Genomic DNA, 13,447 nt, shown 5'->3' on the forward strand with positions numbered 1-13,447 from the left:
CTAAAATCATATCATTAATAATTAAAACCAGAACCTAATTACGTTCTTTGAAAGGTATGACTATTCCTTTTTCAAGATAATTTTTTAGTCCATTTAAGAGGATTGCCCAACAAAAAGATGAGTGTTTAAAATGATCATCAGCATTTTGCCAATTAACATGACTAAACTTTAACATGGTTCCGTTTTCATTCGATTCTAAATCAAAACCAAAAGTTGTTGGATTCCAATCTTTATCGGCATCTGTCATTTTAAAATGAAACGATTTGTTAGGTGTAACCTTGGAGACTTTACAAAACCAATTATAAGTATCGGTAAAATTTAAGTTGTATTCTGAATGCAATTCGGGGTTTCCAGAAGATTTTAAAGTCCACCAATTATCAAGATGCACAGGTTGAGAAACAGCATCAAACACCATTTTTGCAGGTGTTTTTATTTGAAGGTTATGATAAATATTGTAACTCATTGTATAAAGTTACAAAAAAATCAGGTTGAGGTTTCTGCCTTCCCAAGAATTATTTACTTAAAAAACGAATCTACAAACTCATATTTATTAAAAACCTGTAAATCTTCAACGCCTTCGCCTACGCCAATATACTTTACTGGAATTTTAAACTGGTCGGAAATACCAATCACAACACCTCCTTTAGCAGTTCCATCCAGTTTTGTAACAGCTAGTGAGGTAACCTCAGTTGCTGCTGTAAACTGTTTTGCTTGCTCAAATGCGTTTTGACCTGTGCTACCATCTAATACTAACAATACATCATTTGGAGTGTTATCAACCACCTTTTGCATCACACGTTTTACTTTAGTCAGCTCATTCATTAAGTTTACTTTGTTATGTAAACGACCTGCTGTATCGATAATAACCACATCGGCATTTTGGGTTACAGCACTTTGCAGCGTATCGAACGCCACAGAAGCAGGATCGGAGCCCATAGATTGTTTAACCAATGGTACATCTACTCTATCTGCCCACACCTGAAGTTGGTCTATGGCTGCAGCTCTAAAGGTGTCAGCAGCTCCTAAAACCACTTTTAACCCTTGCTTTTTAAATTGATATGCTAGTTTTCCAATCGTTGTTGTTTTACCAACACCATTTACGCCCACTACCATAATAACGTATGGTTTTTTGTCTTGTGGAATAGAAAATTCGGTTTCTTCACCCGTGTTTGTTTCGCTTAATAAACCTGCAATTTCTTCACGAAGAATGGTATTTAGTTCATCGGTTCCCAAGTATTTATCTTTTGATACGCGCTCTTCAATACGCTCAATAATTTTAAGGGTAGTATTTACACCAACATCGCTGGATACTAATACCTCTTCAAGGTTATCTAAGACCTCATCATCAACTTTAGATTTTCCGGCTACAGCTTTACTTAGCTTACCAAAAAAACTAGATTTTGTTTTTTCTAATCCTTTATCGAGGGTTTCTTTTTTTTCTGAGGAAAATATTTTTTTAAAAAAGCTCATTTACTTGTTCTTCGTTAATTCATTGATTTGTTTAGCCTAAACTAAACTGCACTAGCGTTAAGGATTGAGGCATTTGTTAGAGCTCCTCAAAGAGAGCGACTGCCGAAAGCCTGACCTGTTTACCCTGAACTTGTTTCAGGAAACTGGTAACGCCAAAATTATTGTTGTCAATTATCTTACCAAATATGGTATTATGCAATTGTGTCAGTTACTGTCCAAATATAAAATAAAAAAGCTGCTTTCGTATAAAGAAAGCAGCTTATAATATTATGCGACGATGTTTTAGTTTTTGCTTAAAAAATCGTTTACGTGTTCTGGACTCATGATAGACTCAACAAACATGTAAGCACCTGTTTTTGGAGACTTAACCATTTTTATTGCTTTTGTTAATCTTTTAGATCCTGTTTGTAGTGATGCTACTGATTTCTTTGCCATGACTTATACTTTATTTGAAGTTTTTAATGAAAACTCCCTATTTATGTTATTTGAAATTTTCTTAAAAAAATTTCTAATTATTTAATTTCTTTATGAACTGTCATACGTTTTAGAATTGGATTAAATTTTTTAATTTCCATTCTATCTGGCGTATTCTTCTTGTTTTTTGTAGTAATGTAACGTGAAGTTCCTGGTTGCCCAGACTCTTTATGCTCTGTACATTCTAATATTACTTGTATTCTGTTACCTTTCTTTGCCATGTCTTTATACTAATTAACAGCTATTATTTTAAAAATCCTTTAGATTTTGCTTCCTTAATTGCTGCAGATATACCTATTTTGTTGATAGTTTTTAGAGCAGATGTAGAAACTTTTAAAGTTACCCAGTTGTCTTCTTCTGGAACATAAAAACGTTTCTTTACTAAATTCGCATTAAACTTGCGTTTAGTTTTGTTCATTGCATGAGACACGTTGTTCCCAACCATTGCCTTCTTTCCTGTAAGTTCACAAACTCTTGACATTATTTATAACTTTAAATTCTTGTTGCTTAAAATCGAGGTGCAAATATATAAAATCTTTGTATTATGACAATTTAAATTTTATCAATTTTTAAAAATTTCTTTTTGAAGTATTTCGATAGCTTTATTTACCGCCTTATTTATAACTCTTGCACGGTGATTTCCAAAGTTATACTCTTCTGAATATACGCCATTTTTTGTAGCTATACCTATAAAAACAGTGCCTACTTCAGCATCTGAATCGCCTTTTGTTGGACCTGCGTTTCCTGTTGTAGAAATAGCATAATCTGATTTATAAAGTTTTAAAACATTTTGTGCCATGGCTTCGGCAACTTGAGCGCTTACAACGGAATACTTTTTAATAATATCTTCAGAAACCTTTAAAACATCCATTTTTGATTGTGTGGAATAGGTAACGACTCCACCCATTAAGTATTTTGAAGCTCCGGAGTTAGCTGTAAACAACTCTGCTAATTTACCACCCGTACAGCTTTCGGCTATAGCAAGCGTTTTTCCTAATTTAGTAAGTTGGTTTCCTATAATAGCTTCTTCATTGCCATCTTCATCTTCATATCCAAAAAACTCATTTTTAATTAATGGTAATACCTTATTGATTTGTGCTTGAACTTCGCTTTCAATTTGTTGCTTATCAAATCCTTTAACTGATAAGCGCAATCTCATCTTACCTAAACTTGGTAAGTAGGCTAATTTTATATGCTTTGGAAGCGCATCTTCCCAGGCTTCAATTCTTGCTGCTAAAGTGCTTTCTCCTAAACCATAAACTAATAAGGTTTTATGTAAAATAAATGGGCAGTCGTACTTTTCCTTTAGCTTAGGAATAACATTATTAGTTATTAAAGACTTCATTTCAAAAGGGACTCCTGGTAACGAAATAAATGTTTTTTTGTCTTTTTCAAGCCACATCCCAGGTGCAGTACCATTGGAATTCATTAAAACTGTAGCTTTTGATGGCACCAACGCTTGGTCTTTATTAACTTGAAGAAGTGTTTGCCTTACATATTTTTTCCAGATAGATTCGATGTTTTCTAAAACCGAGTTGTCTAACACCAATTCATCATTAAAATATTCAGCTATTGTTTTTTTGGTGATATCGTCTTTTGTAGGTCCTAATCCTCCGGTTAGAATAATAATATCCACATTATCTTCAGCATCTTTTAGTGCTTTGAGAATATGTGGCTTGTCATCTTGCACTGAGGTGATTTGATAAACAGATACCCCAATTTTATTAAGTTGTTTCGCTATAAATGCAGAATTGGTATCGATTACTTGACCAATAAGAAGCTCGTCACCAATAGTTATTATTTCCGCAAACATTATAAATTAAAGTCTGATCGTATTTCTTCAACAGCTTGCTCAACAGCAGAAATGACAATAGCTAATTGTGGTTTAATATCTTCACCTCTTTTTTCAAATTTTCCCCAATCTTGGACTTCAATTAAGGTGTCTAAAACACCTAACTCAAATAAATCTATGGTTGGCTTCATTTTATGAGCAGCTTGATATGCATTGTGATAATCTTCTTCGGCAACTGCTTTTTTTAATCGCTCAGCATCCACTGGGACTTCTTCTAAAAAAGCTTCCGCTAAAGTTGCAATAAAATCTTCATCATTATCGGCCAATTCACGTACTCGAAATAATTTGTAATGTTTTTCCATTTATTTAACTGTAATTGAAAACATTTCTTTGTTTTCTATATATCCTTTTAATGAATCGTTAGCAATAACTTTGCCAACTCCTGCTGGCGTACCCGTAAATATAATATCTCCAATCTTTAAAGTAAAATATTTTGATACATATTCTATAATTTCATCAATTTTCCAAAGCATATGGCTTGTATTTCCTTTTTGAACAATTTTATCGTTCTTTTTTAAAGAAAACTCAACATCATTAATATCTTTTATTGTTTTTGATGGCATCCAATTGCCTATTACCGCAGCACCATCAAAGGCTTTTGCTTTTTCCCATGGCAATCCTTTCTCCTTTAATTGAGCTTGTAAATCGCGTGCGGTAAAGTCTATTCCTAGACCAATTTCGTTATAATATTTATGAGCAAATTTTCTATCTATATGCTTACCAACTCTATTAATTTTTACTAATATTTCTACTTCGTGATGCACATCATTGGAGAAATCTGGAATAAAAAATGGTTGTTTTTTAAGCAATATAGCCGTATCTGGTTTAAGAAAAACAACAGGATCTGTTGGTTTTTCGTTTTCCAGTTCTTTTATATGTTCAGTATAATTACGTCCGATGCAAATAAGCTTCATATTAACCTAACTTATTATTGAAGTTTCTTAATTTTATTGCTGTTAGTACTTTTTTTGTATACAAGGGAAAATCAGCATTTAACAGCCAACCAAAATAACCAGGTTCGTTTTCTAATACTTCTGTCACCAATTTCCCTTTGTGTTTACCAAAAGCAAAACACTCTTCTCCTTTTTTATTGTAAGCTATAAACCCTGCAAAATCAGCAAACTTTTTTCGTGAGCTAAACTCTGCTAAAAACTTAGTATCATTCTCTATTTCATCATACTTTGCTATTTGAGCTTTTAACACCTCGAAAGTAGCATTTGTATCTGCTTCCGCACTATGTGCATCGTCTAAAGTTTTGTCACAATAAAATTTATAGGCTGCACTTAAGGTGCGCTGTTCCATTTTATGAAAAATAGTTTGAACATCTACCGCTAAGCGATTCTTCATATCAAAATCCACTTCTGCACGTAACATTTCTTCTGCCAATAAAGGAATATCAAACCTATTAGAGTTAAATCCGCCTAAATCTGAATCTTTAATCATGTTATGAACCTCTTTAGCTATTTCTTTAAAAGTAGGTTCGTTAGCCACTTTTTCATTTGTAATACCATGAATTTCGGTAACCTCTTTAGGAATAGGCATTTCTGGATTTACCAACCATGTTTTGCTTTCTTCTTTCCCATTGGGGTGTACTTTCAAAATAGAAATCTCAACGATTCTATCAGTTGTTATATTAACACCTGTGGTTTCTAAATCGAAAAAACAAATGGGCTTAGTTAGATTTAATTGCATTTTAAAATTTTGTGTTTGTAAAAATAAAAAAATCAATCTTTATTACGATTGATTTAATATTTAGAATTAACATGTGCTATTTATTAAATAATCATCATTACTACTAAATAAATTATATAGAAAAACAAGAAAATTGCACATATACCTACAAGATAATAGGTTAGTATAATCCCAAATTCTTTAAAAAAAGAGTAGATTTTTTCCAAAACATTTTCTATTAAATCTCTCGGTTAATATCCCAAGCTTCTAAATAATTCTTTACGGCTTGAACAAATTGCCCACCAAGTGCACCATTTACAACACGATGGTCATATGAATGAGATAAGAACATACGGTAACGAATACCTATAAAATCACCCTCACTAGTTTCAATAACTGCAGGCACTTTACGTATAGCACCAAGAGCTAAAATACCAACTTGCGGCTGATTGATTATAGGTGTTCCCATAATACTTCCAAAGGTCCCAACATTTGTAACCGTGTATGTGCCTCCTTGGGTATCATCTGGTTTCAGCTTACCAATTCTAGCACGATTAGCTAAATCATTTACCTGCTTAGTCATACCAACTAAATTTAACTGGTCGGCATTTTTAATAACAGGCACAATTAAATTACCATCTGGTAAAGCTGCAGCCATACCTAAATTAATACTTTTCTTTTTTATAATAGAATTACCTTGAACTGAAATATTCATCATCGGGAAATCTCGAAGCGCTTTGGCAATAGCTTCCATAAAAATAGGTGTAAACGTTAAATTTTCGCCCTCACGTTTTGCAAAAGCATCTTTAACCTTATTTCTCCAATTCCAAATTTTAGTAACATCAGCTTCAATAAAACTTTGTACATGGGCTGATGTTTGTACAGATTCAACCATATGATGCGCAACCAATTTGCCCATCCTTGTCATTTCAATAATTTCATCTTCACCTGAAGCAATTACGGGTGCTTTTTCCTCTTTTACACTTTCAACAGTTTTAGTTTGTATAAGCGGAGTCTCCACACTTTGAGTTACTGGTTTTTTCGTACTGCTTCTATTTTCCACATACGCTAGGATATCATTTTTTGTAACCCTACCTTCTTTACCAGTACCAACAATTGCATCTAACTCATTTTGAGAAACACCTTCTTCTTTAGCAATATTTTTTACTAAAGGCGAATAAAATCTATTTTCACTGGATACAACAGGCGCAACCGTTTCTCTAGCTAAACTAATATTTTGAGTGATTTCTTTAACAGCATCGTCTTGTTTTGTTTCAACCACAGGTTCTTCTTGAGCAGATTCAATATCATCTCCATCAGTTTCAATGATAGCTAAAACTTGACCAACTTGTACCACATCATCAACATTAAAGAAACGCTCTACTAAAACGCCATCAACCTCACTAGGAACTTCGCTGTCTACTTTATCAGTAGCAATTTCTAATATTGGTTCGTCTAGCTCTATGGTATCACCAACTTCTTTTAACCAAGAGGTTATGGTTGCTTCCGCAACACTTTCGCCCATTTTTGGTAATTTAAGTTCAAACTTTGCCATATTGATAATTAAATGCTTGTATTTTATTTTTCGTTTGCAAAATTAATAAAAAAACATTGCTTTCGCTGATTTTTTTGCAAAACTAATTAAATTTAATGACCTCACCTCTTGTAATAGCATTGTCGCTTCCTAGTACAAATTTAGCCTTTTTAGGTAATATTTTATAGGTAACTGATTTACCTTTTTTATTATTCTCCATTAAATTAATAATGGTTTTATATGATAAAAAATTATTATCGAAAATGACTTCTGAGTTATTCTCAACAGTATTTAAATCTGAAGTCCATACTATATCCTTTTGCAAAACAGATTTTAAGTTTTCATTCATTTTATCAGAAATAAAATAATACTTGTTAATGCGTTTAACATCATTTGATGGCGTTTTACTAAACAAATAAACCACCCTAAGGCCTAGCCAAACAAGTATATCAAAAAGTACATTTTTCTTAAAATGCTTCTTATAAAATATTTGCATTGCACCATAAAAACGACGCGCATAATTTTTGTCTCTTAAAGTACTTTCTCCCTTAAAATGAATTACACTTGTATTTCCAAAGTAATAATTTGTATATCCAAGTTTTAGTGCTTTATACGAAATATCAATATCTTCGCCATACATAAAATAATCTTCATCAAACCCTCCTATTTTATGGTAAACCTCACGTTTTAAAAGCATAAATGCTCCTACTAAAATATCAACTTTACCAGTTTCATTTTCACTTAAGTGTTTTGCATAATATTCGTTAGAGTTCCCAAACAACTTTTTAAATGCCGCTTCTATATATGGTATATTACGCTTGCTTTCTGGTAAAAAATCGCCTACTCCGTTAATCAGTTTACATCCAACAATTCCTAAGTTATCAATAGTTTTTACAAACTCAAAAACTTTCATAAAGGTATCTTCGGCAACTACCGTGTCTGGATTCAAAATGCACAAATACTCACCTTTTGCTTGTGCAACTCCTATATTATTCCCTTTTGAAAAGCCAAAATTCTCTTTGTTTTCTATAATTTTTACGTCAGGAAATAATTCTTTAACCATTATACAACTATCGTCTTCAGAATTATTATCAACCACAATGATTTCGGCATCTATATTGGTGATAGCTTCTTGCACACTTTTTAAGCAGAGTTCTAAAAAGTAGCGTACATTATAATTTAGTATAACAATTGAGAGTTTCAAATACCTAAATAGTTATAGTTTTAAGGAGGACTCAAAGGGAACTCTATTAACAATGCTTCTCCCGAGCGTTATTTCATCAGCATATTCTAATTCATCTCCAACGGAAATCCCTCGAGCTATAGTTGATGTGTAAACGTTGTAATCTTGAATCTGTTTGTAAATATAGAAATTAGTTGTATCGCCTTCCATAGTGGAGCTTAATGCAAAAATAAGCTCTTTTACTTTTCCTTCTTTTACTTTATTTACTAGCGGCTCTATATTTAGTTCGTGTGGTCCTATACCATCCATAGGTGAAATTTTACCTCCTAAAACATGATACAATCCTTTATAAGAACTTGTATTTTCAATAGCCATAACATCCCTAATATCTTCAACTACACAAATAATTTCTTCATTCCTATTCGGGTTGGAGCAAATTTCACAAAGTTCAACATCGCTAATATTATTGCAAGATTTACAGAATTTCACATCATTCCGCATAAACTGTAAAGCTTCAGATAATGCTTTAGTTTGTTCCATAGGTTGTCTCAACAAATGCAACACTAAACGCAATGCGGTTCGCTTACCTATACCAGGCAATTGCGACATTTCATTTACGGCGCGCTCTAATAATTTTGAAGAAAAATCCATAGCTGCGAAATTACTATTTAGACATCAATTTCACTAATTTTAACCAACTCTTTTAAATTTCGTATGCGTTACAATTTAATATTTGTAATTTAAAACCCTAAAATATTTCTATATGACTGCCACTCAAATCATACTTCTTATTGCAGCCTACTTTGGTGTATTAATTATAATATCTTATTTCACTGGAAAAAATGACAGCAATGTTGATTTTTTTAAGGCTGGAAAAACATCTCCTTGGTATGTAGTAGCTTTTGGGATGGTAGGAGCTTCACTCTCTGGAGTGACCTTTATATCAGTCCCTGGCTGGGTTGATAGCTCTCAATTTAGCTATTTTCAAGTAGTACTTGGTTATATGTTTGGTTACTTTATTGTGGCCTATGTATTAATGCCTATTTATTACAAATTAAATCTAACCTCAATTTACGAGTATTTATTACAACGGTTTGGTGTGGTTAGCCATAAAACTGGTGCATTTTTCTTTTTTGTATCTCGTGTTTTAGGTGCTTCTTTCAGACTCTTCCTAGTTGCAATTGTTTTACAACAATTTGTTTTTGATGCTTGGAATGTGCCTTTTGAAATTACTGTTGTTATTTCTATTTTATTAATATGGCTTTACACAAATAAAGGCGGAATAAAAACTATTGTTTGGACTGACACTTTACAAACGCTATTCATGCTGGTAGCAGTTATACTATCCATTTACTTTATAAACCAAAGTTTGGGATGGAGTTTTAGTGAGTTTTTAGGTTCATCAGAATTAAAAGAATACAGTAAGATATTAGTAACAGATAGTTTTTTAGAGCGAAGTCATTTTATAAAATCATTTGTTGGCGGTATTTTTATTACGATATGTATGACAGGATTAGATCAAGATATGATGCAGAAAAATTTAACATGCAAATCTCTTAAAGATGCTCAAAAAAATATGGTGTCCTTTAGTATTGTTTTGGTGCTAGTTACCTTTTTATTCATGTTACTTGGTGCATTATTATTTATTTACGCCAAAAAACATGGTATCTCTACACCGTTAATGGATGGTAACCCTAGAACCGACTTACTTTTTCCAGAAATTGCATTAAACAGTGGTTTAGGAATTACTTTGGCAATTACATTTATGTTAGGCTTAATTGCCGCAGCTTATAGTAGTGCAGATAGTGCCTTAACATCGCTTACCACATCGTTTTGTGTGGACTTTTTAGGTATTGAAAAAAAGTCTCCAGCGAAGCAAAAAAGTATTCGCAAAAAAACTCATATTGTAATGAGTTTGGTTCTTATTGTTGTTATAATTGTTTTCAAATATGTACTTAGTAGCAATGTTATAGACAGCTTATTAACCGTAGCAGGCTACACTTATGGTCCGCTTTTAGGGCTATTTGCTTTCGGAATCTTTACTAACTACCAAATAAAAGATAAGTATGTTTGGATTGTTGGTGTTCTGTCGGTTGTATTAACAGCAATAATTGGCAATATCCCTGCCGAAAGTTTAGGTGGATATGTTGTTGGTTATGAGTTATTACCTATTAATGGACTTTTAACCTTTATAGGTTTAATATTGATTCGTAGAAAGTAACACTAATGTACAGGCGGCTTCAAAAGGAATATTATTCTCTTTTAAAATATTATAAAACTCAGGGTTTTCGGTTCCTGGATTAAAAATAACACGTTTAGGTTTTAACGAAACAACATAATTATAATATGCTTCCTGCCTTTTAGGATTTAAGTATAATGTAATTGTATGAATATCTTCAAAAGGCACTAATTCAGTACTGATTTCCACACCCGAAATTATTCCTTTTTTTAATCCGAAAGCCACCGTTTCAAAATTATTTGCTACTAGTCTCTGTATAGCATAGTTAGAGTATCTATTAGATTTTACCGAAGCTCCGAGCACTAAAGTCTTTTTATTCATTTGTTAAAATAGTGTTAATAATCAATAAATATAGTAACAGAAAGTCAAATTTTGCGTCTACAAAGAAACATCAATCAAAAAACAAACTAATCAAATGAAAAAATTACTTTTCTTATGCTTTGTAATTATATCAATTTCTGCAAAAGCATTTACCACAGATCCTGAAAAAAATATAGACAAAACCGGAAGCATTTCTGGTGTTGTATTAGACGCTACCCTTAAGCAACCCTTACCTTATGTAAATATTATTATAAAAAATGCAAAAGGTGAAACCATTACGGGTGGTATTACTTTGGACGATGGCTCTTTTGAAATTGAAAAAATTGAAGAAGGCGATCTTATTGTAAGTATTCAATATATAGGCTACAAAACGATATCAAGAAATATAACTATAGGTAGAGGAAGTTATAAAGTAGATTTAGGAAATATCCTATTAGAAGAAGAAGCCGAAGGCTTAGACGAAGTTACCGTAGTTGCCGAAGTATCAACCATTCAACAAAAAGTAGATAGAAAGGTTATTACTATAGGTAAAGATTTAGCTGCAACTGGAACTGCTTCAGAATTAATGGTTGGTATTCCATCTGTTAATGTAGATGCTCAAACTGGTGATATAAGTTTACGTGGAAACTCTAACGTTCGTGTTATGGTTGACGGTAAATTATCTAACATCCCTACGGCTCAACTATTAAAACAAATTCCTTCTACCGCCATAAAATCTATAGAATTAATAACCAACCCTTCTGCAAAATATAATCCTGAGGGAATGAGTGGTATTATCAACATTGTGTTACACAAAAACACCATGGTTGGATTTAATGGAAGTGCAAACGTTGGGTTAAGTTATGAAGTAGAACCAAAGTTTAATAGTTCTATAAATATGAATTATAGAAACGGAAAGTTCAACTTTTTTGGTAACTACAGTACTAATATTTCAAAAAATAGAAATTTAGGAAACATTGTAAGACCTGAAAATAATTCAGAACAACTGTTCAGGTTTTTAGATAAAAGAAACAACCAACAATATAAAGTAGGTGTTGATTTTTATTTAAATGACAAAAACACCATCTCTATTTTCACTAATCAAAATGACTCTGAAAATAGTACCGTTGGAAGAACAACGGCAGTTTTTTATGATGATATGTCCTTTAATCAAGACCAAATTTTTTCTAACGAGGGCAGCAATAACTCATCACAATATAATTTCGATTATAAATTAGATTTTTCAAAAGAAGGTGAAAATATTGAGTTAGAAATAGACCATAATATTTTTGATGGTACTAACCCTGTATTTTTTGACCAAATTGCTGGTCCGTTAAGCGACTATACGGATTTTAACGATACTGAAAATGAAAGTACTACAATTAACCTTGATTATGTTAACCCATTATCTGAAACCACAAAACTAGAATTAGGTTTACAAGCATGGCTGTTTAACACTAATATTATGTACTCCTCTACTGGTCAATCGTATAACGACATGGGAAATTTAGTGCCAACCCCTAGCGTAGATTTTGATTATACCAGAGATATCTATTCAGCCTATGCTACTTTTAGTAAAAGTTTGGATAAATGGACTTACCAGGTAGGTGCGAGATTGGAAAATGTAAAAGAGGATGCTAATGCTTTACAAACCGATGTAGTTACAGATGACGTAACTGAAATTCCTTTTACAAATGATTATTTTCAAGTATATCCATCACTTTTTATTACATATAGTCCTTCAGAGAAAAACTCTTATCAATTAAGTTATAGCCGACGTGTTGATCGCCCAGGTATTGGTCAAGTAAATCCAATAAAAGAGTGGAGTACACCTTTAATTTCTTCTTTTGGAAAGCAAGATTTACAACCTCAATTTACCAATTCTTTAGAATTAAATTATACCAGAAATTTAAACGATAGAAAAGGAAGTGTAACAGCTGGTGTTTTTTACCGTGCTATTTCGGATGAAATTAACAGAGCGTTATTTATTGACAGAAGTGACGTAACCTCTGGACGTATTATTTTAACTCATGACAATTTTGATAATACTTCAGCGTATGGTGTAGAAGTAACAACCAACTACAGACCAACAAAATGGTGGAGCATAAATGGAAGTTTTGATTTCTATTCTCAAACTCAGAAAGGTATTGCTGAAAACATCAGAGATGGTGTTCTTATAGAAAATGCAACCGTTGCGGATATTGAAACTAACGTAACAGAAGTAGATAATGCTGCTTTTAACTTTAGAATGTTCAATAATTTTAGCGTTAGCAAAAAGTTAGCATTTACGGCATTTGGTTTTTACAGAGGAAAAAATAAAACGCTTCAGTTCGATATGAAACCTATGTATTTCGTAAATCTAGGAATGCGCTATAGTTTCCTTGAAGAAAATAGAGCTACGTTCTCTTTTAATTACAATGATGTGTTTGACACCATGAGATTCGGTTTTGAAGGTTCCAGACCTTTTGTACAAAACGGAGAATTCAACTGGGAAAGTAACACTTGGAACGTTAGCTTAAACTACAGATTTGGTGGTGGAAAATTCCGTGCTAAATCCCGTAAAAATAGAGATGACAATGTAAAAGATGGTAGCGGAGGCTTCCTATAAAATTAAATTTAATTCTTCTCTGCAAAATAATTGATGGTTAGTGTATTGTAGGGAAATTAAATAAGAAACCCCAAAATAATTCTGTTTTGGGGTTTTGTTTTTATTAAAAAGTTAAA

The 13,447-nt window shown here is 32.4% G+C and carries 15 protein-coding genes; 2 read left to right on the forward strand and 13 right to left on the reverse strand.

Annotated features, from left to right (window positions below; translation table 11 throughout):
- Positions 1 to 34: 34 nt before the first annotated feature.
- From L3X39_RS06825 to recR, 12 genes are all read right to left on the reverse strand, one after another.
- Complete coding sequence (locus L3X39_RS06825) at positions 35 to 463, reverse strand: SRPBCC family protein (RefSeq protein ID WP_237231028.1); 429 nt, start codon at positions 461 to 463, stop codon at positions 35 to 37.
- A gap of 53 nt (positions 464 to 516) precedes the next feature.
- On the reverse strand, positions 517 to 1,470 hold the full coding sequence (gene ftsY / locus L3X39_RS06830) for a signal recognition particle-docking protein FtsY (RefSeq protein WP_237231029.1): 954 nt from the start codon (positions 1,468 to 1,470) through the stop codon (positions 517 to 519).
- Between the two features lie 282 nt (positions 1,471 to 1,752).
- Positions 1,753 to 1,905, reverse strand: a complete 153-nt coding sequence (locus L3X39_RS06835; protein WP_237231030.1) for a DUF4295 domain-containing protein — start codon at positions 1,903 to 1,905, stop codon at positions 1,753 to 1,755.
- Between the two features lie 77 nt (positions 1,906 to 1,982).
- Positions 1,983 to 2,165, reverse strand: a complete 183-nt coding sequence (gene rpmG / locus L3X39_RS06840) for a 50S ribosomal protein L33 (RefSeq protein ID WP_007648529.1) — start codon at positions 2,163 to 2,165, stop codon at positions 1,983 to 1,985.
- 23 nt (positions 2,166 to 2,188) lie between these two features.
- Positions 2,189 to 2,425 carry a 50S ribosomal protein L28 gene (gene rpmB, locus L3X39_RS06845; RefSeq protein WP_237231031.1) on the reverse strand — a complete coding sequence of 79 codons (237 nt, stop codon included), beginning with the start codon at positions 2,423 to 2,425 and terminating at the stop codon, positions 2,189 to 2,191.
- Between the two features lie 81 nt (positions 2,426 to 2,506).
- The gene (locus tag L3X39_RS06850; RefSeq protein WP_237231032.1) at positions 2,507 to 3,757 is read right to left on the reverse strand and encodes a competence/damage-inducible protein A; all 1,251 of its coding nucleotides are present in this window, start codon (positions 3,755 to 3,757) and stop codon (positions 2,507 to 2,509) included.
- On the reverse strand, positions 3,757 to 4,098 hold the full coding sequence (locus L3X39_RS06855; protein ID WP_237231033.1) for an Hpt domain-containing protein: 342 nt from the start codon (positions 4,096 to 4,098) through the stop codon (positions 3,757 to 3,759). The genes L3X39_RS06850 and L3X39_RS06855 overlap by 1 nt, the downstream gene beginning before the upstream one ends.
- The gene (locus L3X39_RS06860; protein ID WP_237231034.1) at positions 4,099 to 4,710 is read right to left on the reverse strand and encodes a fumarylacetoacetate hydrolase family protein; all 612 of its coding nucleotides are present in this window, start codon (positions 4,708 to 4,710) and stop codon (positions 4,099 to 4,101) included.
- A 1-nt stretch (position 4,711) separates the two neighbouring features.
- Positions 4,712 to 5,488 carry a 3'-5' exonuclease gene (locus L3X39_RS06865; RefSeq protein ID WP_237231035.1) on the reverse strand — a complete coding sequence of 259 codons (777 nt, stop codon included), beginning with the start codon at positions 5,486 to 5,488 and terminating at the stop codon, positions 4,712 to 4,714.
- A gap of 217 nt (positions 5,489 to 5,705) precedes the next feature.
- A complete protein-coding gene (locus L3X39_RS06870) occupies positions 5,706 to 7,022 on the reverse strand; it encodes a dihydrolipoamide acetyltransferase family protein (protein WP_237231036.1) in 1,317 nt (438 codons plus the stop codon).
- An 82-nt stretch (positions 7,023 to 7,104) separates the two neighbouring features.
- A complete protein-coding gene (locus L3X39_RS06875; protein ID WP_237231037.1) occupies positions 7,105 to 8,205 on the reverse strand; it encodes a glycosyltransferase family 2 protein in 1,101 nt (366 codons plus the stop codon).
- A 12-nt stretch (positions 8,206 to 8,217) separates the two neighbouring features.
- Positions 8,218 to 8,835: a recombination mediator RecR gene (recR, locus tag L3X39_RS06880; RefSeq protein WP_237231038.1), complete on the reverse strand. Its 618-nt coding sequence runs from the start codon at positions 8,833 to 8,835 to the stop codon at positions 8,218 to 8,220.
- A gap of 112 nt (positions 8,836 to 8,947) precedes the next feature.
- Here recR and L3X39_RS06885 point away from each other — a divergent pair, with 112 nt between their 5' ends.
- Positions 8,948 to 10,405 carry a sodium:solute symporter gene (locus L3X39_RS06885; RefSeq protein WP_237231039.1) on the forward strand — a complete coding sequence of 486 codons (1,458 nt, stop codon included), beginning with the start codon at positions 8,948 to 8,950 and terminating at the stop codon, positions 10,403 to 10,405.
- Here the strand turns inward: L3X39_RS06885 and L3X39_RS06890 are convergent.
- On the reverse strand, positions 10,382 to 10,744 hold the full coding sequence (locus L3X39_RS06890) for a CoA-binding protein (RefSeq protein WP_237231040.1): 363 nt from the start codon (positions 10,742 to 10,744) through the stop codon (positions 10,382 to 10,384). The two genes, L3X39_RS06885 and L3X39_RS06890, sit on opposite strands and share 24 nt — an antisense overlap.
- A 94-nt stretch (positions 10,745 to 10,838) precedes the next feature.
- Between L3X39_RS06890 and L3X39_RS06895 the strand changes: the two genes are divergently transcribed.
- Positions 10,839 to 13,331 carry a TonB-dependent receptor gene (locus L3X39_RS06895; RefSeq protein ID WP_237231041.1) on the forward strand — a complete coding sequence of 831 codons (2,493 nt, stop codon included), beginning with the start codon at positions 10,839 to 10,841 and terminating at the stop codon, positions 13,329 to 13,331.
- Positions 13,332 to 13,447 lie beyond the last annotated feature (116 nt).

This window comes from Flaviramulus multivorans (assembly GCF_021728415.1).
GTDB lineage: Bacteria > Bacteroidota > Bacteroidia > Flavobacteriales > Flavobacteriaceae > Sabulilitoribacter > Sabulilitoribacter multivorans.

Excerpts from the sequence above, each read along its gene's own strand:
- L3X39_RS06825 (WP_237231028.1), bottom strand. The coding sequence starts at position 463 with ATGAGTTACAATATTTATCATAACCTTCAAATAAAAACACCTGCAAAA.
- ftsY (WP_237231029.1), bottom strand. The coding sequence starts at position 1,470 with ATGAGCTTTTTTAAAAAAATATTTTCCTCAGAAAAAAAAGAAACCCTC.
- L3X39_RS06835 (WP_237231030.1), bottom strand. The coding sequence starts at position 1,905 with ATGGCAAAGAAATCAGTAGCATCACTACAAACAGGATCTAAAAGATTA.
- rpmG (WP_007648529.1), bottom strand. The coding sequence starts at position 2,165 with ATGGCAAAGAAAGGTAACAGAATACAAGTAATATTAGAATGTACAGAG.
- rpmB (WP_237231031.1), bottom strand. The coding sequence starts at position 2,425 with ATGTCAAGAGTTTGTGAACTTACAGGAAAGAAGGCAATGGTTGGGAAC.
- L3X39_RS06850 (WP_237231032.1), bottom strand. The coding sequence starts at position 3,757 with ATGTTTGCGGAAATAATAACTATTGGTGACGAGCTTCTTATTGGTCAA.
- L3X39_RS06855 (WP_237231033.1), bottom strand. The coding sequence starts at position 4,098 with ATGGAAAAACATTACAAATTATTTCGAGTACGTGAATTGGCCGATAAT.
- L3X39_RS06860 (WP_237231034.1), bottom strand. The coding sequence starts at position 4,710 with ATGAAGCTTATTTGCATCGGACGTAATTATACTGAACATATAAAAGAA.
- L3X39_RS06865 (WP_237231035.1), bottom strand. The coding sequence starts at position 5,488 with ATGCAATTAAATCTAACTAAGCCCATTTGTTTTTTCGATTTAGAAACC.
- L3X39_RS06870 (WP_237231036.1), bottom strand. The coding sequence starts at position 7,022 with ATGGCAAAGTTTGAACTTAAATTACCAAAAATGGGCGAAAGTGTTGCG.
- recR (WP_237231038.1), bottom strand. The coding sequence starts at position 8,835 with ATGGATTTTTCTTCAAAATTATTAGAGCGCGCCGTAAATGAAATGTCG.
- L3X39_RS06885 (WP_237231039.1), top strand. The coding sequence starts at position 8,948 with ATGACTGCCACTCAAATCATACTTCTTATTGCAGCCTACTTTGGTGTA.
- L3X39_RS06890 (WP_237231040.1), bottom strand. The coding sequence starts at position 10,744 with ATGAATAAAAAGACTTTAGTGCTCGGAGCTTCGGTAAAATCTAATAGA.
- L3X39_RS06895 (WP_237231041.1), top strand. The coding sequence starts at position 10,839 with ATGAAAAAATTACTTTTCTTATGCTTTGTAATTATATCAATTTCTGCA.